Raw genomic sequence first — 20,450 nt, forward strand, 5'->3', positions numbered from 1 at the left:
ATGCGGGTGATCACCTCGTGCATGTCGTAGGGCTGGTTGGCCGAGTCCGGGATCAGCGTGTCCAGCTCGAGGTCCTCCTCGGTGAGGTTGTCCTCGATCGCGCCCTCGGGGACGGGCTCGGCGTAGCGCGGCGCGTCGGTGGCGTTGTTGGGCGGCAGGTAGCTCAGCAGGTCGCGCACCCAGTCGAAGGCGTCCTGCTCGCCGGAGGCGACGTAGTGCAGGGTGCCCGACTTGGCCATGTGGGTGTGCGCGCCGCCGAGCTCCTCCATCGTGACGTCCTCACCGGTGACGGTCTTGATGACGTCGGGCCCGGTGATGAACATCTGGCTGGTCTGGTCGACCATCACCACGAAGTCGGTCAGGGCGGGGGAGTAGACGTGCCCACCGGCCGCGGCGCCCATGATCAGCGAGATCTGCGGGATCACGCCGGAGGCCAGGATGTTGTTGCGGAAGATCTTGCTGTACAGGCCGAGCGAGACGACGCCCTCCTGGATCCGCGCCCCGGCGCCGTCGTTGATGCCGATCAGCGGGCGGCCGGTCTTGAGCGCCAGCTCCTGGACCTTGACGATCTTTTCGCCGTAGACCTCGCCGAGGCTGCCGCCGAACACCGTGGCGTCCTGGCTGAAGATGCACACGTCGCGGCCGTCGATGGTGCCGTAACCGGTGATCACACCGTCGCCGAGCGGGCGGTTGTTCTCCATGCCGAAGTTCTTGCTGCGGTGCCGCGCCAGCGCGTCGAGCTCGACGAACGAGTCCTCGTCAAGCAGCGCCAGGATGCGCTCGCGGGCGGTCAGCTTGCCCTTGGCGTGCACCTTGTCGACGGCCTCTTCGCCCACCGGGTGCAGCGACTCTTCCCGGCGCTTGTGCAGCTCGGCGAGCTTGCCTGCCGTGGTGTGGATGTCGATGGTGTGCTCGGCTGCGGGCTCCGCGGTGTGGTCGGTAACGCTTGTCATGGGAGTCGAGCTTAGCGGCGCGGTAGTCTCCGCTGATGGACGCCCGCCCGGTGGGAACTGCGGACTGGGCGGCCGAATGCGATGTGCTGGTCGCGGGATCGGGCGGTGGCGGGGTCACCGGTGCCTACACCGCGGCGCGCGAGGGTCTGGACGTGTTGCTGGTGGAGGCGACGTCGAAATTCGGCGGGACCACCGCCTACTCGGGTGGGGGCGGCGTCTGGTTCCCGTGCAACCCGGTGCTCGTGCGGGCCGGTGTTGACGACACCATCGAGGACGCGCTCACCTATTACCACGCCGTGGTCGGTGACCGCACCCCCCGCGAACTGCAGGACACCTACGTCCGCGGCGGCGCCGGGCTGATCGAGTACCTGGAGGCCGACCCCCTGCTGAAGTTCGTGCCGTTGCCCTGGCCGGACTACTACGGCAAGGCGCCGAAGGCGCGGCTGGACGGCCAGCGCCACATCGCCGCGAAGCCCTGGAAGGTGGCCGCCGCCCCCGAACTGCGCGAGGCGATCCGCGGGCCGCTGGACACCGACCGGCTCGGCGCGGAACCGCCCTCCGACTACTACGTCGGGGGACGCGCGCTGATCGCGCGGTTCCTCAAGGCGATTGCGCAGTACCCGACGGCGTCGCTGCAGCGCGACACCGCCCTGGTCGAGTTGGTGATGTCCGACGGGCCAGAAGGGCGGGTGACGGGCGCGATCGTCGAGAGTCACGGTGAGCGCCGCGCGATCCGGAGCCGGCTCGGGGTGCTGCTGGCCGCCGGCGGTTTCGAGAACAACGAGGAGTTGCGGCGCAGATACGGGGTGCCGGGCGACGCACGAGACACCATGGGCGGCCCGGGAAGTCGCGGCCTGGCGCTGCAGGCCGGCATCGCCGCGGGCGCCGACACCGACCTGCTGGACCAGGCGTGGTGGTCGCCCGGCATGACGCATCCCGACGGCCGCTCGGCATTCGCGCTGTGGTTCACCGGCGGCATCTTCGTCAACCAGGACGGCAACCGGTTCGTCAACGAGTCCCGGGCCTACGACCGGGCCGGCCGCGAGATCATCGAGCAACTGCGGGACGGGTCAATCACGTTGCCGTACTGGATGATCTACGACGATAGGGAGGGCGAGGTGCCGCCGGTGAAGGCGGCCAACGTCTCCATCGTCGAGACGGAGCGCTACGTCGCGGCCGGCCTGTGGCACTCCGCGGACACCCTGGACGAGCTGGCCGACAAGATCGGTGTCCCCGGTCGGCAGCTGGCGGTAACGGTGGCCCGGTTCAACGGCTTCGCCGCGTCCGGCGTCGACGAGGACTTCGGCAGGGGCGACGAGGCTTTCGACCGCGCGTTCTCGGGGGGCGCCTCGCCCCTGGTGCCCATCGATCGCCCGCCGTATCACGCCGCGGCTTTCGGCATTTCGGACCTGGGCACCAAGGGCGGCCTGCGCACCGACACCGCCGCCCGGGTGCTCGACACGTCCGGCAACCCCATCCCCGGTTTGTACGCCGCCGGCAACACGATGGCCGCGCCCAGCGGCACCGCCTATCCCGGCGGCGGCAACCCGATCGGAACCAGCATGCTGTTCAGTCACCTGGCCGTCCTGGACATGCTCGACGCCACGAGCCGCCGGGTCCGCTGAGTTCTAGGCTGGGTCCAGTGACAGACCGAGACCAGCTCCCAGCACCGTTGGACGAGACCGCATTACGAGCCGAGCTGATCGGCACCGGGCTCGGCTGGCGCCGGCTCGACGTCGTCGAGCAGACCGGCTCCACCAACGCCGACCTGCTCGCGCAGGCGACGTCGGGGACCGATGTGGCGGGCGCCGTGCTGATCGCCGAGCACCAGACCGCCGGCCGCGGGCGGCACGGCCGCGGCTGGTCGGCCACCCCGCGGACGCAGATCACGATGTCGGTGGGCGTCAGCATCGTCGACGTGCCGACCGCCGGGTGGGGCTGGCTGCCCCTGGCCACCGGGGTGGCGGTGGTCGACACGCTCGCCCCGCTGCTCGACGGGGTTCGGGTGGGGCTCAAGTGGCCCAACGACGTCCTGGCCGGACCCCCCGATGCGCCGGGCAAGCTGGCCGGCATCCTGGCCGAGGTGGCGAAGCCGGTGGTGGTGATCGGCCTGGGGCTCAACGTCTTCGAGGCTCCGGGCGGCGTCGACGGGGCCACCTCGCTGCTCGACCTGGGCGTGCCGGCGCCCGACCGCACCCGGCTGGTGTGCGGGCTGCTGAGAGAGCTCGGACGGCGGATCGTCGCCTGGCGCGCCGCGCGCGGGGCGGACTGGGCGCTGGCGGCCGACTACCGGGCGCGCAGCCTGACCATCGGCAACCGCGTGCGCGCGCAGGTGCCCGGCGGCAAGGAAATCGTCGGGATGGCGAGCGCCGTCGACGACCAGGGCAGGCTGTGCATCGAGACCGGGGGACAGACCGTCGTCGTTTCGGCGGGTGACGTGGTGCATTTGCGGTAACTTTCGCCAGGTGAGCTACCCGGATAACGTCCTGGCCGCCGGCGAACAGGTGATCATCCATCGCCACCCGCACTGGAAGCGGCTGATCTGGCCCGTCCTGGCCCTCCTGCTGGCGACCGCGCTGGCGTCGTTCGGGTCCGGCTACCTGAACTCGACGCATTGGGGCCAGCCGGCCAAGAACGTCATCTACGCCGTCATCTGGGGCATCTGGCTGGTGATCGTCGGCTGGCTGACGCTGTGGCCGTTCCTGAGCTGGCTGACCACCCATTTCGTGGTCACGAATCGACGGGTGATGTTTCGGCACGGGGTGCTGACCCGCACCGGGATCGATATCCCGCTGGCGCGGATCAACAGCGTGGAATTCCGTGACCGCATTACCGAGCGGATGTTTCGGACCGGGACGCTGATTATCGAATCGGCGTCACAAGATCCGTTGGAGTTCTACGACATTCCGCGGCTGCGCGAGGTGCACGCGCTGCTGTATCACGAGGTTTTCGACACCCTCGGTTCGGAGGAGTCGCCCGGCTGAGTCAGCCGGCTGGCCCGGTTGCGCCAGGCCCGCAGCAGCGTGACGTTCCCGCCCTCGATCTCGTCCTCGAGCATCTCGGCGATGCCGCCGGCGGTCAGCGCGGACTCCAGCGCCTTGTCGGGGTTGCGCGCGTACTCGTCGGGGAACACCCAGCGCCGGAACGCCCAGAAGCGGAACGCCATCTGCAGCAGGTTGCCGATGATGTAGGCGGAGATGAAGTCGGCAATGTTCTCCACGGTCAGCGACACCATCGGCTCCCGCAGCTGCAGGATGTAGCTGGAGAACCACAGCGGCGCCATGGACAGCAGCACGCCCACGCCGCTGAACGCGAAGAACAGCAGCGCCTCGTGGTGACGTTCGCGGCCGCCGCGATCGCGGAAGCTCCATTCGCGGTTCAACACGTAGGACGCGATGACCGCAACGATGCCGGCGATGACCTTCGCGGTGACCGGCTTGTAGTCCAGAATTGTCAGCTTGAGGGTATAGAAAATCGCCGAGTCGATCACGAAGGTCGTTCCGCCGACGATGGCGAATTTGATCAGTTCGTGGTGGCGCAGCAAATAGGGCTGAATAAATCCGGGCAGACGCTCGATTGCGGCTTCGGCGAAGGGCACAAGTCGTCAGTCTACGGACGCACACAAAATCGACGCAAAATCGTACATAACATTTCGGCGTCACCGCCGGTCAACACGCCGCCGGCGCCGTGACACCATGATGGCCGTGCCGAGTACACACCCGCCCGGAGCCGTCCCCGCAGTCTCGCCGTTGGTCGCCATGGTCGGCGGCGGTCAACTGGCCCGGATGACCCACCAGGCCGCGATCGCCCTGGGGCAGACGCTGCGGGTGCTGGCCACCGCCGCCGACGAGCCGGCCGCGCAGGTCACCCCGGACGTCGTGATCGGCTCGCACACCGATCTGGAGGACCTGCGCCGGGTGGCGGCCGGGGCCCACGTGCTGACGTTCGACCACGAGCACGTGCCGGCCGAACTGCTGGAGAAGCTGGTCGCCGAGGGCGTCAACGTGGCGCCGCCGCCGCAGGCGCTGGTCCACGCCCAGGACAAGCTGGTGATGCGCCGGCGGCTGGAGACCCTGGGTGTCCCGGTGCCCCGCTATGCCGAGATCGCAACCATCGACGAACTCGACGCCTTCGCGCGGCGGATTGCCGGCCCCGTGGTCGTCAAAGCGGTCCGCGGGGGTTACGACGGGCGAGGGGTGCGGATGGCCCGCGACCCCTCGCATGCCCGCGAAATCGCGACCGCCTTCCTGGCCGATGGGGTGCCGGTGATGGCCGAGGAACAGGTGAACCTGCGCCGCGAACTGTCGGCGCTCGTCGCGCGCTCCCCGTTCGGCCAGGGCGCGGCGTGGCCCGTGGTGGAGACCGTGCAACGCGACGGCATCTGCGTCCAGGTGATCGCCCCCGCGCCCGAGCTGCGCGGCGACGTGGCCGCCGCCGCCCAGCAGCTGGCGTTGCGGCTGGCCGCCGAGCTCGGCGTCGTCGGGGTGTTCGCCGTCGAGCTGTTCGAGACGGTCGACGGGGAGCTGCTGGTCAACGAGCTCGCGATGCGGCCGCACAACTCCGGGCACTGGACCATGGACGGCGCGCGGACCGGTCAGTTCGAGCAGCACGTCCGGGCCGTGCTGGACTATCCGCTGGGCGACACCGACGCCGTGGCGCCGGTGACGGTGATGGCCAACGTGCTCGGCGCGCCGCAGCGGCCCGCCATGACGGTCGACGAGCGGCTGCACCACCTGTTCGCGCGGATGCCCGACGCCCGCGTGCACCTCTACGGCAAGGAGGAACGGCCCGGCCGCAAGGTCGGCCACGTCAACTTCCTCGGGGCCGACATGGCCGAGGTGGCCGCGCTGCGGGAACGCGCCGAGCGGGCGGCACACTGGTTGTCACACGCGCAGTGGACGGACGGATGGGACCCACATGACTAGAAACCCCAGGGTCGGGGTGATCATGGGCAGCGACAGCGACTGGTCGGTGATGGCCGACGCCGCGGCCGCGCTGGCCGACTTCGACATTCCGGCCGAGGTCCGGGTGGTCTCGGCGCATCGCACGCCCCAGGTGATGTTCGACTACGCGCGCGGGGCGGCCGACCGCGGCATCGAGGTGATCATCGCCGGCGCCGGCGGGGCCGCCCACCTGCCCGGGATGGTGGCCTCGGCGACGCCGCTGCCGGTGATCGGGGTGCCGGTGCCGTTGGCGCGGCTGGACGGCCTGGATTCGTTGCTGTCCATCGTGCAGATGCCGGCGGGCGTCCCGGTCGCCACGGTGTCGATCGGGGGCGCCCGCAACGCGGGACTGCTCGCGGTGCGCATGCTCGGCTCGTCGGACCCGGCGCTGCGCGCGCGGATCGTCGAGTTCTCCGACCAGTTGGCCGAGAGCGTGCGGGCCAAGGATGAAGCGCTGCAGCAGCGTCAGGGTAAAGTTACCGGCGAGTAGCTAGAGGAGGCTCGTGATGGCTGGTTGGGCCGGAGACCCCACGTTCGATCTGTTCCAGTTGCCCGAGGAACACCAGGAATTGCGGGCCGCGATCCGCGCGTTGGCGGAGAAGGAGATCGCCCCGCACGCCGCCGATGTCGACGAGAACTCGCGGTTCCCGGATGAGGCGCTGGCGGCGTTGAACGCGTCGGGCTTCAACGCGGTGCACGTGCCCGAGGAGTACGGCGGGCAGGGTGCGGACTCGGTGGCGGCGTGCATCGTGATCGAGGAGGTCGCCCGGGTTGATGCGTCGGCGTCGCTGATTCCCGCGGTGAACAAGCTGGGCACCATGGGGCTGATCCTGCGGGGGTCGGACGAGCTGAAGAAGCAGGTGTTGCCGCAGATCGCCGACGGTTCGGCGATGGCGTCCTACGCGCTGAGCGAGCGGGAGGCCGGCAGTGATGCGGCGTCGATGCGTACCCGGGCCAAGGCCGACGGGGATGGCTGGATCCTCAACGGCGCCAAGTGCTGGATCACCAACGGCGGCAAGTCGAGTTGGTACACGGTGATGGCGGTGACCGACCCGGACAAGGGCTCAGGCGGCATCTCGTCGTTCATGGTGCACGCCGACGACGAGGGTTTCACCGTCGGTCCCAAGGAACGCAAGCTGGGCATCAAGGGGTCACCGACCACCGAGTTGTACTTCGAGAACTGTCGCATCCCGGGGGATCGGATCATCGGCGAGCCGGGCACCGGCTTCAAGACCGCGCTGGCGACGCTGGACCACACCCGGCCCACGATCGGCGCCCAGGCGGTCGGCATCGCTCAGGGTGCGTTGGACGCCGCGATCGCCTACACCAAGGATCGCAAGCAGTTCGGCCGCCCGATCAGTGATAACCAGGGCGTGCAGTTCATGCTGGCCGACATGGCGATGAAGCTGGAGTCGGCCCGGCTGATGGTCTATCACGCGGCGGCGCGCGCCGAGCGCGGCGAATCCAACCTGGGCTTCATCTCCGCGGCGTCCAAGTGCTGGGCGTCTGACGTCGCGATGGAGGTGACCACCGACGCGGTGCAGCTGTTCGGCGGCGCGGGCTACACCGTGGACTTCCCGGTCGAGCGGATGATGCGCGACGCCAAGATCACCCAGATCTACGAGGGCACCAATCAGATTCAGCGCGTGGTCATGTCACGGGCGTTGCTGCGCTGACCGATAGGATCTCCGGCGGTTCACCATCCGGGGTGGTAGGGCCGGACGTAGAGTCGTGCGATGAGTCGTGCCCGCGGCAGGGGGTCTGAAGTGAACAGCGTGGCGTCCTCTGCGCATCCCCGGATGACCGGGACTTGATGCCGGTGCGCGCTCCAGTGACCCCGGCGGCGAATTGGCAGTCCTTGTCTTTGCTGTTGGTGGAGGACGACCGCGCCGACGCGGTGCTGGTGGAGGACCTCATCGCTGACGCGGTCGCCGACATCCGGGTGGTGTGGGCGCAGTCGATGGCCCACGCCGAGCGTGAACTGGCCTCGGCCCGGCCCGACTGCGTGCTGCTGGACCTGCACCTGCCCGACGCCAACGGCATCGACGCGCTGGACCGCATCGCCAAGCGCGACGCCACGGTGCCGATCGTCGTGCTGACCGGGCTCAACGACGAGTACTTCGGGGCTTCCGCGGTCGCCGCCGGCGCCCAGGACTACCTGGTCAAGGGTCGCGTCGAACCCGAGATGCTGCGGCGCGCGCTGCTGTACGCGATCGAGCGCAAGCGTGCCGAGCTGATTGCCGCCGACCTGCACGCCACCCGGCTGCGGGCCCGGGAGAACGCGCTGCTGGAACGCGGGCTGCTGCCGTCCCCGCTGCTGCTGGACAACCCGGGCGTCGACATCGTCGCCCGGTACCGGCCGAGCCGCGAGGACGCGCTGCTGTGCGGCGACTTCTACGACGTGGTGCAGACGCCCGACCGGGTGGTCCACGTCCTGATCGGCGACGTCGCCGGGCACGGGCCGCACGAGGCCGCCCTGGGCGCGGCGCTGCGGATCGCCTTCCGCGCGCTCACCTTCGCCGGCGTGCAGGGCGTGGAGCTGATGCGGCAGCTCGAGCGGGTGCTGCACTCCGAACGAACGGGCACAGGGGTTTTCGCGACCGTCCTGAGCCTGGAGATCCCGCCCGACAGCTCGCGCATCACCGCGATCCGGGCCGGCCATCCCGGGATGCTGTTGCAGCGCGACGGCACCGTCGAATGGCTGGAGCCGCCGGGTGGCCCCGCGCTGGGTCTGCGCGCCGACGACGACTGGCCGCGGCACGAGATGGACCTGCCGCCGGGTCACGGCCTGCTGCTGCTCACCGACGGGCTGTTCGAGGGGTATTCGGGACCGGGCGCCCAACGCCTGGGCGAGGACGGCCTGCTCGAGCTGGCCCGGTCGCACGCCAACCGGCCGGGGCCGGAGTTCGTCGACGCGCTCATCGACGGGGCGCAGCAACTCGCCCAGCCGCGAGGCGGGCTCACCGACGACATCGCCGTCCTGCGGGTCGAAAGGACCACCAGGTGACCCCGACGTTGCGCCGCTTGCGGCTGTCGCAGCTCACCGTGCGCGGATGGCAGGCCCTCGTCCTGGTCAGCATGGGCGTCATGGTGCTGGCCGGCGCGCTGGTCGGCGCGTCGCTGCTGAACCGCACGGACGACATGACGGACCAGCTCGTCGACAGCATCCAGCCGGCGCGCGTGGCGGCCTTCCAGCTGCAGGCCGCGCTGCGTGACCAGGAGACGGGAATCCGCGGCTACCTGTTGGCCGGGGACCGGCAATTCCTCACGCCGTACTACGACGGGCAACACGCCGAACAGGCCGCGGCGGAAGAGATCCGGCGGTGCCTGGGTCAGCGCCCGGATCTCATCGTCGACCTCGCCGCCATCGAGGACGCCGCCGCCAACTGGCGGGCCAGCTACGCCGAGCCGGTCATCGCCACGGTGCTGCCCAACGGCAAGAACGTCGCGAGCAAGCCGTCGGCGGAGCGCGGAAAGACCGAATTCGACCATCTGAGAACGCTTTTCGATAGGCAGAACGCGAACCTGTCGGCGGCGCGGGTGGCCGCCGCGGCCGAGCTCAAGCACACCGACGCCTGGCGGGACCGGGTGTTCGGCGCCATGGTGTTGCTGTTCTTCATCACGGCCGGGCTGCTGGGGTTCCTGGTCCGCGACACGGTCGCCCGTCCGCTCGCCGCGCTGGCCGCGGCGTGCCGGCGGATCACCCAGGGCAGCTTCGAGGAGAGCATCGCAGCGCCGAAGCGGCCCAAGGACGTTCGCGACATGGCCATCGACGTGGAGAACATGCGCAAGCGGATGGTCGAGGAACTCGAGGTGTCGCGGTCGGCCCAGGCGCTACTGGACGAGCAGGCCGCCGAATTGCGCCGGTCCAACACCGAACTCGAGCAGTTCGCCTATGTCGCGTCGCACGACCTGCAGGAGCCGCTGCGCAAGGTCGCCTCCTTCTGCCAGCTGCTGGAGCGCCGCTACGGCGACAAGCTCGACGAGCGGGGCATCGAATACATCGGCTTCGCGGTCGACGGGGCCAAGCGGATGCAGGCGCTGATCAACGACCTGCTCACGTTCTCGCGCGTCGGCCGGCTGGGCACCACCGAGACCGATGTGGACCTCGACGCGACGCTGGATTCCGGCCTGGCCAACCTGGCCGTCGCGATCGATGAGTCGCAGGCCGAAATCGTGCGCCCCGACGCCCTTCCACAGATCAAGGGCGACCCGACGCTGCTGACGATGCTGTGGCAGAATCTCGTCGGCAACGCGGTGAAGTTCCGGCACAAGGATCGCCCGCCCCGCGTCGTCATCGAGTGCGCTCCGGGCATCGGCAATCACGACGGCCAATGGGTGATCACCGTGTCGGACAACGGCATCGGCATCCCGGCCGAGTTCGCCGACAAGGTCTTCGTCATCTTCCAGCGCCTGCACGGCCGCGATGTGTACGCGGGGACCGGCGTCGGGCTCGCCCTGGTCAAGAAGATCGTCGAGCACCATGGCGGCACCATTCGGATCGACACGTCCCGCACCGAGGGGACGCGGTTCGAGTTCACCCTGCCCATGGCCGGGCCCGAGCCCGCCGAGCACGCAGACTCAGCCGCTTTGGAAGGAGCGCATCAGTGACATCAGAGGGCAGAGCGATCGACATCCTGCTCGTCGAGGACGACCCGGGGGACGAGCTCATCACGCGAGAAGCGTTCGAGCACAACAAACTCAAGAACCGGCTGCACGTGGCGCACGACGGGGAGGAGGGACTCGACTACCTCTACCAGCGCGGCAAATTCGAGGACGCGCCGCGGCCCGACCTCATCCTGCTGGACCTGAACCTGCCGAAATACGACGGCCGCCAACTGCTGGAGAAGATCAAGTCCGACCCGGACCTGGCCCGCATCCCGGTCGTCGTGCTCACCACCTCCTCGGCGGAGGAGGACATCCTGCGCAGCTACAAGCTGCACGCCAACGCCTATGTGACCAAGCCGGTAGACCTGGACCAGTTCATGAAGGCGGTCCGGCAGATCGACGAGTTCTTCGTCCAGGTGGTGCGGCTGCCCAGCCTGTGACGGCCTACGGCGTGGTCTGCGGCGCGTTCAGGAATGCGTCGTTGTGCTGCCCGGGCGCGGGCGGGGGATCGGTGGCCACCGCGTCGAAGCTCGAGTAGCGCGCCGGCATGCGGACCACCGTGACCGAGTCCTCGCCGCTGCCCACCCGCAGCGCGAGCTCGTTCTCCGCGAACAGCGGGGTGTCCACCACCTGCTTCCAGGTGTAGGCCAGGCAGGCCATCAGGCCGCCTTCCTGGAGCAGCTCAACCCACTCCGCCGCGGTCCTGGCGGCCAGCGCCGCCTCGAGTTCCTCGGTCAGCTCGGCGTAATTCATTGCGCGCGAACGCTGGTCGATGAACCGCTCGTCGGTCAGCAGGTCCGGGCGGCCGATGATCTCGCACAGCTTGGCCCAGTGCTTGGGCACATACGCACTGATCACCAGGTACCCATCGGCCGCCTTGAACGCGTCCGACGGTTGCGTCGCGAAACCAACTCCCTTGCGCTTCTTGGGTTTCGGTGTGGCGTCGGGCTTGGGCGCCTCGGCCGGCTTGTTGAGGTGGATGGTGAGCTGCCCGGCCTGCAGGTTGACCGCGACGTCGTACATGGCGACACGCACCACGTCGGCCACGCCATGGCGCTCCCGGTTGAGCAGCGCGGCCAGCACCGCCTGGGCCAGCACGTGCCCGCTGGCGGCGTCGACCAGCTGGAACGGGATGATCTGCGGCTTGCCGGTCGGCGTCGGCATCCCGGTGGTCATGCCCGACTCGGCCGCGACCATCAGGTCCACGCCCGGCCTGCTGCCGTGCGGGCCGTTGCCGCCGTAGGCCGACAGCCGCGCGTAGACGAGCCTCGGGTTGCGGGCGCGCAGGTCGTCGGGGCCCAGGCCCATGCGCTCCATCACGCCGGGACGAAACCCCTCCAGCACCACGTCGGCGGTGTCGACCAGCCGCAGGATCTGCTGCTTGGCCTCCTCGTCGGTGAGGTCCACCGCCACCGACTTCTTGCCGCGGTTGTGCGGCAGGAACAGCGTGGGCAGCGGCGGGCGCCCGGGCAGCACCGCGGTGATCTGCCGGGCCGCGTCGCCGTGGGGCGCCTCGACCTTGATGACCTCGGCGCCCAGGTCGGCCAGCACCTGCCCGGCCAGCGGCCCGGCGATGTTCTGGGTGAAGTCGAGAACCCGGAATCCGTCAAGCGGGTTGGCGGGGGCGCTGTCTGCCATGGGTGGCCTTCCTGTCATCCGGCCTGCTTCAAGACCCCAGTGCAGTAGTAGTTCTGGGCGAACGGCGCACCGGGGTCGGTGCGCTGCAAAGGTAACCCGTTGTCGGCCAACAGCTGATTCAGGGGTGTGCGCACGGTGCGCCAGCCGAGCCGCTCCAGGTGGGTGGCGGCGTCGGTGCGCTCGCCCGGGAAGCCCAGGTCGCCCAGCGCGATGTCCAGGCCGTTGTCCCGCCACTTCTGGCTGGCGGCGTTCAGGGCGTCGCCGTTGGTGCCGGAGTTGATGAAGACCTCGGCGACCAGGCGGCTGCCGTCGGCGCTGAGCGCGGTGATGTCGTCGAGCAGCCGGTCCTGCGCCTCGGGCGGCAGGAAACCGAGCAGGCCCTCGGCCGCCCAGGCGGCGGGCCGCGCGGCGTCGAAGCCGGCCCGGCGCAGCGCCGACGGCCAGTCGTGGCGCAGGTCGATCGGGACGGCCCGGACCTCGGCGGTGGGCTCGGCGCCGAGCTCGGCGATGGTGGCGGTCTTGAATTCGATGACCTGCGGCTGGTCGATCTCGAACACCGCGGTGCCCGCCGCCCACGGCAGCCGGTAGGCCCGCGCGTCCAGGCCCGAGGCCAGCAGGACCACCTGGCGGATGCCGGCGTCGCCGGCCTCGGCGACGAACGCGTCGATGTACCGGGTGCGCGCGGCCAGCATGTCGGTCATGCGCTGCATGCCCCACGGGGCGCCGGGCTCGTCGACGTCGGCGGAGCTCAACTCCCCGGCGGCCCATCGTGTCATGAAGTCGACGCCGACGGCGCGCACCAGTGGCTCGGCGAACGGGTCGTCGATCAATCCGTCGCGGGTGGCCCGGGCCCGTCCGGCCGCCACCATGGTGGCGGTGGCCCCCACGCTGGTGGCCAGGCCCCAGGTGTCATTCTCGGTGCGCGTCATCGGCATTGCCCCTTTCCGGCGAGTCGTTAACCAGAGTAACGATGGTGACCAAAGGCCCACCCGGTAGTGGCGTTACGCCCTTGTCCGAGGCCGCACCGGGCGGCAGCATCGACGTGTGCAGACGGTGCGAATTTTCGGGCGGGCGGGTTTGGAAGCCCGGTCGCTCCTGCTCTATGCCCGTTCCGGGGGCCTGCGGTTGATCGCGCCCGGACGAATCTTTCCGGTGCTGCGCGCCGTGGAGCGCTTCGGCCTGCTCGGGGCGGCCACGGCGATCGCCGCCGGGCGGGACCGCGACGGTTTGGCGCTGATCGACGAGCGCGGACCCCTGACGTTCGGTGAGCTGGACTCGCGGACCAACGCGCTGGCCAACGAGTGGCGGCGGCTCGGCCTGGGCCCGGGCCACGCCGTGGCGATCCTGGTGGGCAACCACCGGGGCTTCCTGGAATCCGTGTACGCCGCCGCCAAGTGCGGCGCCGGCGTCCTGCTGCTCAACACCGGTTTCGGCGCCCCGCAACTCGCCGAGATGCTGTCCCGGGAACGCGCCGACCTGCTGGTGTACGACGAGGAGTACGACGCCGTCATCGCCGACGTCCAGCCAAGGTTGGGCCGGATCCGGGCGTGGACCCAGGCGCCCGCCCCCGACAGCCTCGACGCGCTGATCGAGCGCGGCGATCCCGGCCCGCCGCCGCCGTCGGGTGGGCGCCCCAAGATCGTCATCTCCACCAGCGGGACGACGGGCACCCCGAAGGGCGCCGCGCGTTCGGAACCCAGCTCGCTGATACCGGTCGGCGGCCTGCTCGGCAAGGCCCCGTTCCGCGGCCGGGAAGTCACCGAATGCTGTGTGCCGCTGTTTCATTCGATGGGCTTCAGCCACGCGATGTACGCGATGGTGCTGGGCTCGACCCTGGTGCTGCGCCGCCACTTCGACGCCCGGCAGGCGCTGGCCGGCGTGGCCGCGCACCGGGCCAGCGCCATGATCGTCGTGCCGATCATGTTGCGGCGCATTCTGGACCTGGGTCCGGCGGCCCTGGCCGAGCACGACCTGTCCTCACTGCGCATCGTGTTCATCGGCGGTTCCCAGCTCGGTGCCGCGCTGGCCACCCGGGCGCTCGAGGCGCTCGGCCCCGTGGTCTACAACATGTACGGGTCCACCGAGGTCGCCTACGCCACCATCGCCACGCCCGCAGACCTGGCGGTCGCGCCGGGCTGCGTGGGCGCGGTGGTGCCCGGATCGGTCGTCAAAATCCTCGGCGACGACGGCCAGGAGGTTCCCCCCGGGACGCCGGGGCGGATCTTCGTCGGCAACGTGCTGGCCTTCGAGGGATACACCGGCGGCGGCACCAAGGAATCGATCCGGGGCCTGATGTCGACCGGCGACGTCGGCCATTTCGATTCCGACGGAAGGCTTTTCATCGACGGCCGCGACGACGAGATGATCGTCTCCGGCGGGGAGAACGTGTACCCCGGCGAGGTCGAAGACGCGCTCGCCCATCACCCCGACATCGTCGACGTCGCGGTCGTCGGCGTGGACGACGAGGAGTTCGGCCAGCGGTTGCGGGCCTACGTCGTGGTCCGGCCCGGCGCGGCACTGACCGAACGCGACGTCCAGGACTACGTCCACAACCGGTTGGCGCGGTTCAAGGTTCCCCGCGACGTGTGCTTCGTCGACGCACTGCCCCGCAACGCGGGCGGCAAGGTGCTCAAGCGGGTGCTGACCAGCCAGGCTTGACATGGTGGTGTTACACCGGTTTTCGTCGCGAAACTGTATTCCGCGACGCGTTCGCCGAGTAATGCCGTCGCCAGTTGCAGTTTCGCGGCGGTTAAAGGCGATACCGGATCAACCGGGAGCTGTTGGCCACCACCGCGACCGACGAGGCGTTGTGCAGGATCGCGGCGAGCACGGGGGACAGCGCCCCGCCGGCGCCGATGATCAGGCCCGCGGCGTTGACCGCGATCGACATGCCGTAGTTCTCCCGGATGACGTCGACGGCCCGGGCGCCGAGATCGCGCACGTCGAGCAGGCGGCGCAGGTCGTCGTTGGCCAGCGCCACGTCGGCGGTCTCGACGGCGACGTCGGTCCCGGCCAGGCCCATGGCGATCCCGATGTCGGCCGCGGCCAGCGCCGGCGCGTCGTTGATGCCGTCGCCGACCATGCCGACCAGGTAGCCCTCGTCCTGCAGCCCGCGGACCACCTCGAGCTTGTCCTCGGGCATCACCTCGGCGCGCCACTCGTCGATGCCCAGCTCCTCGGCCACCACCTCGGCGATGTCCGGGTGGTCGCCGGTGAGCATGACTATCCGGCGAATACCGTTGTCCCGCAGCTCCTTCAGCACATCGACGGCCTCGGGGCGCACCTCGTCGCGCAGGCTGATCAGCCCCACCAGCTTGCCGTCGACCGCGAGCAGCAGCGGGGTCTCCGCCTGGCGCCGCAGCCTGTCCACCCACTCCGACGCCTTCTTGGACACCCGCACCTTTTCGGCGCGCAGCAGCCCGGGACTGCCGAGCAGCAGGGTGCGGCCGTCGGCCCAGGTCCGCATGCCCAGACCCACCAGCACTTCGCACTCCTCGTGCGGCGGGATGGTGATGTGGCGTTCCTCGGTCGAGCGGATCACCGCCTCGGCCAGCGGGTGCCGCGAATGGATCTCCGAGCTGGCTGCATACGCCAGCACCTGCTCGGGCTCCCAATCCTTGTGCAGGGCGATGATATTGGTGACCACGGGGCGGCCGACGGTAAGCGTGCCGGTCTTGTCGAAGACGATCGCGTCGACCCTGCCCGCCTGCTCGAGGTGCGAGCCGCCCTTGATCAGGATGCCGCGGCGCGCGCCGTTGCCGATCGCGGCGCTGATCGCGGTCGGGGTGGACAGGCCCACCGCGCAGGGGCACGCGATCAGCAGCATGGTCATCGCGCGGCGCACGTCGCCGGTGACCGCCAGGGTGAGGGCGGAGACGACGAACGAGGTGGGAACGAAACGGCGGGAGAAGTTTTCGCCGACCGTCTGGATGGGTGCCCGGTCGTGCTGGGCCTCCTCGACCCGGCTGATGATGCGCCCGATCGCGGTCTGGTTGCCGACGGCCTGGGCGCGCACCACCAGGCGTCCGCGCACCACGACCGACCCGGCGTGCACGTGCGCGCCGACCAGGACGGAGACGGGCAGGTTCTCGCCGGTGATCGCGGACTGGTTGACAATGGCCTCGCCGTCGATCACCTCGCCGTCCACCGGGATCGCGACGTGGTCGTGGATGACCACCTCGTCGCCGATCTGCACGCTGTCGATCGGCACCTGAACCTCGGCCTGGTCGGGCAGCCGGATCCACGCCGTGTCCTGGCTGCCGCGCAGCAGTTCCGAGATGGCCCGCCGGGTCCGTCGCAGGGTGAGGTCTTGCAGGTATTCGCCGATGTTGAGCAGCCACAGCACGGTGAGCGCCACCACGTTCTCGCGCAGCAGCAGGCTGGCTACGGTCGCCGCCGACACCAGAGCGTCGGTGCCGGCCCGACCCGACCGCAGCGAGCGCAGCGCGCCGCGCAGGAACGGGTAGCCGGTGAAGACGGTGACACCGGTGGCCAGGATCCGGCCGTTCGGGCCGAGCAGCGGCGGCCGGGCGAACACGTAGCGGCGCACGCCGAGCAACGCCAGCGCCACACCGCCGACCACCATCCGCAACACGTCGGTGTTGCGGATCTCCGACGAATGCGGCGCGCGTGCCGGGATCAGCTCGGCGGCGACGTGCGCGGCGGAGCCGATCGCGGCCAGCACGGCGGAGCGGTCGCAGCGCCGCGGCGAATACCAGACGACGACGGATCCGGTGCGCGGATAGGCGTGCACCACGCGCACGCCGTCCTGCTGGGCGACGGACTCCTCGATCGCGACCGCGCGCCGGGAGTCGCAGCGCAGCCACGCGACGGAAACGCGCATGCGCCCGGCGGCATCCGAAATGATCTGCAGCGCAGGGTCTTCCGTGGTCAGGTCGGGGAGGGCGGCGGTGTCGACGGACATGCCCGCGCGATCAGTGGTCGTGCTGGTGGGCGTCGGCGATGGACGGGGTGGGGGCTTCCTCGCCGATGCGTTCGCGGGCCTCGGCCATCACGTCGGCGATCTTGAGCCGGGCCGACTCGGCGGCCTCCTCGGCCTTGCGGGTCCCGCGCAGCCCCAGCTCGGCGGCCGACACCGCGGTCTCGTGCAGGGGGGCCTTGGCCACGGCCTTGCGCACCACCTCGTAGGCCGTCACGCCGACGAGGCCGGTCACCACCGTCGATGCCGCCTTTGCCAAGAGCGCGTATCCCGCCATTGCCCGGACCTCCTCGTCGTCGCAGCGTCAGCTGATGCTCGCTCGACGTTAACATCGAAATATTGCGATATCAATATGAATCGGCGCGGGCCCGCGGGCCTACAGCACCCGGGTGACCTTTTCGGTCTCGATCCTGCGCGGCAGCGCCGACGGGTCGGGATTGGCCACCTGCACCAGCGACGCGCCGACGGCCAGGATCGCCAGCAGCCCGTCCATCAGCTCCGCGGGTCCGGACCACGCGGCGGTGGAGAGGACCCGGTCGGCGGCCGTCAAATCCCTTGCCGCGGCCGATGTCCGGCAATCGGCCAGCACCTCGTCGACCGATCTGCCGGCGAGCGCGGGGCCGGGATGGCGTTCGGCGACGATCTGGTCGCCGTGCACCCGGACGGCCGTGGCGTAGTCGGTGACGCCGATCGGCAGGTCGGGGGCCGGGCGGCCGAAGGGGTCCAGCGAGAGCACCGCCACCTCACCCCCCGATGCCGCCACGGCGGCGTCCGCCTCGTCGAGCCGTTCGGCGGTGCACAGCGCCACGTCGGAAGGCCCCGCGAACACCGCCTCCGCGCCGATCCACCACACCCCGAACAGCGCGGCCGCGGTCTGCCAGTGCGCGGGCAGCAGGATCGCGACCCGGCTGCCCGGCCCGGCGCCCAGTTCGTCGCGCAACAGGTTGCCGGTCTTGGCCGCCCAGTTGGCCAGCGTCGCTGCGGACAACTCGATCCGCTCGCCGGTCGCGTCGTCGTAGTAGGTGATGCGCGGGCCGACCGGGTCGGCCCGCAGCATCGGCTCGAGGATCGCCCCGGACAGCGTGCTCAGTTGATGCACTCGGGCTTGTCGGAACCGGCGGTCAGGATCGGCGAGGGCGCCGGGACGTTCGGGTCGGGTGCCACCGCACCGACGTTGGACACCTTGGCGGGCATCACCGTCCCAGTGCCGGACAGCCCCGAGCCGGGGCCGCTGTAGTCGTTGCCCAGCACCACCCGCACCGAGCCCGCCGCGACGGACGGGTCGGCGACCACCGGCAACCCGCCCAGCTCCTTGGACACCTCCTGGGCGCCGAGGTCGTCGGTCTTGGCCGCCCGCACCTGGCTGCCCTTGACGTGGCCGCCGTCGTTGTTGCCGACCGTGCCCGCACCGAATCCCTTGGCCGTCAACACCTGGGATACCGCCGACGCCAGGCCGTTGATGTCGGTGTCGTTGACCACGCTGGCGGTGGTCTTTGCCGGGGTGTAGGCGATCTCCTCGGTCTTACCCTGCTCCTGGTCGTGCAGCAGCCCGTTGACCCAGTCCTGGACCTGATGCGGGTCCACCCGCACCACGCTCTGCATCCCGTCGTCGCTCCAGCCGGCCCCGTCCAGCACCGGGATGGTGGCGAACGCGACGTTGCCGCCGGCCAGTTTCTGCATCTGCTGGACGAAATCCATGACGTCCCAACCCTGCGAGATCACCACCGAGCGCTGCACGGCCGCCTCCAGCCGTTTGAGCGTCGTGGGGCTGGACAGCGTCTTGCCGGAGATGACGCGGTGGGCCAGCGAGGCCATCACCACCTGCTGGCGCACCACCCGGTCGAGGTCGCCGCGCGGCAACTCGTGGCGCTGGCGGACGAAGCTGAGCGCCTCGGGCCCGTCGAGCCGCTGCGGTCCGGCCGGGAAGTCGGCACCCGAAAGCGGTTCGAACACCGGCTCTTTGAGGCAGACGTCCACGCCGCCGAGCGCGTCGGTGATCAAGGAGAAACCCAGCAGGCCGATCTCGGCATAGTGGTCGACGGTGACGCCGGTGAGGTCGGCGACGGTCTTGATCAGGGCCTCGCGCCCGGCCTCGGTGCCTTGCGCCGCCGCGTCCTCGGCGGAGTCGCCGGCCTTGACCAGGCTGGTGCGCTTGGCCTCGCGGGTCTGGCCGTAGACGCCGTTGATCTTCGTCTTGCCCAGCCCGGGGGCCGCGACGTAGGAGTCACGGGGGATCGAGATGGCGGTCGCCGACTTCCCGTTGTTGGGGATGCGGATCAGGATGATCGTGTCGGTGTTGGTCGCTTCCTCGTCGCCGGCCCGCAGGGTGGCCAGTTCCTCTTGAGACAAGGGGTTGCCGTGCGCGTCGGTGCGGCTGTCGAGGCCGACCAGCAGGATGTCGATCGCGCCGTCGTCGCCGCCCTTGCCCAGCGAAGGTGCGGACATGTGAAAGATGCCGTCCTCGAACGACCGGACGTTGCTCCACGCGAGCCCGGTGCCGAGCACGACCGCGAGCGTGAGCGCGGTCGCAATCACACGAATCACACGATGCACAGGCATCCCATCAGATTACTTGCGACCCACACGCTTCGCGGGTAGCGAAGCACCGCGCGCCCCGGCGTTCGCCCGCGCTTTCCCGGGCATGCCAGACTCAGACCATGTCGAGCAGGATCGTGATCGCCGGTGCCGGGGGCCAGCTGGGTGGGTTTTTGCGCTCGCTGGCGGCCGGTAAGGACCGCGACGTCCTTGCGCTGACGTCGTCGCAGTGGGACATCACCGACCGCGCCGCCGCCGAGCGCGTCGTCCAGCGCGGCGACGTGGTGATCAACTGCGCGGCCTATACCGACGTCGACGGCGCCGAGAGCGACGAGGCTGGCGCCTACGCCGTCAACGCCACCGGCCCCGAGAACATCGCCCGGGCCTGCGCGCGCGCCGGCGCCCGGTTCATCCACGTCTCCACGGACTACGTCTTCGACGGTGACTTCGGCGGCGCGCCGCCGCACCCGTATGAGCCCAGCGACCAACCCGCCCCGCAGAGCGTGTACGGCCGCAGCAAGCTGGCCGGGGAGGAGGCCGTGCTGGCGGCGCTGCCGGAGGCCGTCATCGTCCGGACCGCCTGGGTCTACACCGGCGGTGACGGCAAGGACTTCGTCGCCGTGATGCGCCGGCTGGCCGCGGGGGACGGCCCGGTGCGGGTGGTCGATGACCAGGTCGGGTCGCCGACCTACGTGGGCGACCTGGCGGCCGCGCTGCTGCAGGTCGCCGACGACCACGTGCCCGGGCCCATTCTGCACGCCGCCAACGAGGGCGCGGTGTCCCGCTTCGAGCAGACCCGGGCGATCTTCTCCGAGTGCGGCGCCGACCCGGCCC

The 20,450-nt window shown here is 70.2% G+C and carries 19 protein-coding genes; 11 read left to right on the forward strand and 8 right to left on the reverse strand.

Annotated elements, in window-relative coordinates; translation table 11 throughout:
* The coding region (locus A9X04_RS21825; protein WP_304442408.1) for an acyl-CoA carboxylase subunit beta at nt 1–953 on the reverse strand (953 nt) is incomplete at its 3' end.
* Between the two features lie 35 nt (nt 954–988).
* Between A9X04_RS21825 and A9X04_RS21830 the strand changes: the two genes are divergently transcribed.
* From A9X04_RS21830 to A9X04_RS21840, 3 genes are read left to right on the forward strand one after another with little or no spacing between them, the layout of a single operon-like run.
* Nucleotides 989–2,578, forward strand: coding sequence for an FAD-binding protein (locus A9X04_RS21830; RefSeq protein ID WP_067924922.1), 1,590 nt, complete (start codon nt 989–991; stop codon nt 2,576–2,578).
* A 17-nt stretch (nt 2,579–2,595) separates the two neighbouring features.
* Entirely contained in the window at nt 2,596–3,408 is an 813-nt protein-coding gene (locus A9X04_RS21835; RefSeq protein ID WP_067924925.1) for a biotin--[acetyl-CoA-carboxylase] ligase, read from the forward strand.
* 10 nt (nt 3,409–3,418) lie between these two features.
* Entirely contained in the window at nt 3,419–3,937 is a 519-nt protein-coding gene (locus A9X04_RS21840) for a PH domain-containing protein (RefSeq protein WP_067924928.1), read from the forward strand.
* On the opposite strand, the gene A9X04_RS21845 is transcribed toward A9X04_RS21840, so the two are convergent.
* Nucleotides 3,892–4,551: a GtrA family protein gene (locus tag A9X04_RS21845; RefSeq protein ID WP_067924930.1), complete on the reverse strand. Its 660-nt coding sequence runs from the start codon at nt 4,549–4,551 to the stop codon at nt 3,892–3,894. The genes A9X04_RS21840 and A9X04_RS21845 overlap by 46 nt on opposite strands.
* Before the next feature lie 97 nt (nt 4,552–4,648).
* Here A9X04_RS21845 and A9X04_RS21850 point away from each other — a divergent pair, with 97 nt between their 5' ends.
* The 6 genes from A9X04_RS21850 (at nt 4,649) to A9X04_RS21875 (ending at nt 10,944) form a co-directional block, all read left to right on the forward strand.
* The gene (locus A9X04_RS21850) at nt 4,649–5,878 is read left to right on the forward strand and encodes a 5-(carboxyamino)imidazole ribonucleotide synthase (RefSeq protein WP_082975176.1); all 1,230 of its coding nucleotides are present in this window, start codon (nt 4,649–4,651) and stop codon (nt 5,876–5,878) included.
* Nucleotides 5,871–6,386, forward strand: coding sequence for a 5-(carboxyamino)imidazole ribonucleotide mutase (gene purE, locus A9X04_RS21855; protein WP_067924936.1), 516 nt, complete (start codon nt 5,871–5,873; stop codon nt 6,384–6,386). Before A9X04_RS21850 ends, purE begins: the two co-directional genes overlap by 8 nt.
* 16 nt (nt 6,387–6,402) lie before the next feature.
* Entirely contained in the window at nt 6,403–7,572 is a 1,170-nt protein-coding gene (locus A9X04_RS21860; RefSeq protein ID WP_067924940.1) for an acyl-CoA dehydrogenase, read from the forward strand.
* A 137-nt stretch (nt 7,573–7,709) separates the two neighbouring features.
* The gene (locus tag A9X04_RS21865; RefSeq protein WP_067924943.1) at nt 7,710–8,903 is read left to right on the forward strand and encodes a PP2C family protein-serine/threonine phosphatase; all 1,194 of its coding nucleotides are present in this window, start codon (nt 7,710–7,712) and stop codon (nt 8,901–8,903) included.
* Between the two features lie 71 nt (nt 8,904–8,974).
* Entirely contained in the window at nt 8,975–10,507 is a 1,533-nt protein-coding gene (locus A9X04_RS21870) for a CHASE3 domain-containing protein (protein WP_082973126.1), read from the forward strand.
* Entirely contained in the window at nt 10,504–10,944 is a 441-nt protein-coding gene (locus tag A9X04_RS21875; RefSeq protein ID WP_067205287.1) for a response regulator, read from the forward strand. Before A9X04_RS21870 ends, A9X04_RS21875 begins: the two co-directional genes overlap by 4 nt.
* 4 nt (nt 10,945–10,948) lie before the next feature.
* Here A9X04_RS21875 and A9X04_RS21880 read toward each other — a convergent pair whose 3' ends face one another.
* Together A9X04_RS21880 and A9X04_RS21885 are read right to left on the reverse strand one after the other, a co-directional pair.
* Nucleotides 10,949–12,142, reverse strand: a complete 1,194-nt coding sequence (locus A9X04_RS21880; RefSeq protein WP_067924947.1) for a CoA transferase — start codon at nt 12,140–12,142, stop codon at nt 10,949–10,951.
* 14 nt (nt 12,143–12,156) lie between these two features.
* On the reverse strand, nt 12,157–13,071 hold the full coding sequence (locus A9X04_RS21885; protein ID WP_067924964.1) for a class I SAM-dependent methyltransferase: 915 nt from the start codon (nt 13,069–13,071) through the stop codon (nt 12,157–12,159).
* A 115-nt stretch (nt 13,072–13,186) separates the two neighbouring features.
* Here A9X04_RS21885 and A9X04_RS21890 point away from each other — a divergent pair, with 115 nt between their 5' ends.
* Complete coding sequence (locus A9X04_RS21890) at nt 13,187–14,800, forward strand: AMP-binding protein (RefSeq protein ID WP_082975178.1); 1,614 nt, start codon at nt 13,187–13,189, stop codon at nt 14,798–14,800.
* 91 nt (nt 14,801–14,891) lie between these two features.
* On the opposite strand, the gene ctpC is transcribed toward A9X04_RS21890, so the two are convergent.
* The 4 genes from ctpC to A9X04_RS21910 all read right to left on the reverse strand — a co-directional run bounded on the left by ctpC (nt 14,892) and on the right by A9X04_RS21910 (nt 19,640).
* Complete coding sequence (ctpC, locus tag A9X04_RS21895) at nt 14,892–17,066, reverse strand: manganese-exporting P-type ATPase CtpC (protein ID WP_067924950.1); 2,175 nt, start codon at nt 17,064–17,066, stop codon at nt 14,892–14,894.
* A gap of 10 nt (nt 17,067–17,076) precedes the next feature.
* The gene (locus tag A9X04_RS21900; RefSeq protein WP_067924953.1) at nt 17,077–17,358 is read right to left on the reverse strand and encodes a DUF1490 family protein; all 282 of its coding nucleotides are present in this window, start codon (nt 17,356–17,358) and stop codon (nt 17,077–17,079) included.
* Nucleotides 17,359–17,457: 99 nt separating this feature from the next.
* Nucleotides 17,458–18,180, reverse strand: a complete 723-nt coding sequence (locus tag A9X04_RS21905; protein ID WP_197509287.1) for a TIGR03089 family protein — start codon at nt 18,178–18,180, stop codon at nt 17,458–17,460.
* Complete coding sequence (locus tag A9X04_RS21910; RefSeq protein WP_067924957.1) at nt 18,168–19,640, reverse strand: LCP family protein; 1,473 nt, start codon at nt 19,638–19,640, stop codon at nt 18,168–18,170. The genes A9X04_RS21905 and A9X04_RS21910 overlap by 13 nt, the downstream gene beginning before the upstream one ends.
* A 98-nt stretch (nt 19,641–19,738) precedes the next feature.
* On the opposite strand from A9X04_RS21910, the gene rfbD reads away from it, so the two are divergent.
* On the forward strand, nt 19,739–20,450 hold a 712-nt coding region (rfbD, locus tag A9X04_RS21915), incomplete at its 3' end, for a dTDP-4-dehydrorhamnose reductase (protein ID WP_067924961.1).

The organism is Mycobacterium sp. E3247, from assembly GCF_001667785.1.
In the GTDB taxonomy this organism is placed as follows: Bacteria; Actinomycetota; Actinomycetes; order Mycobacteriales; family Mycobacteriaceae; genus Mycobacterium.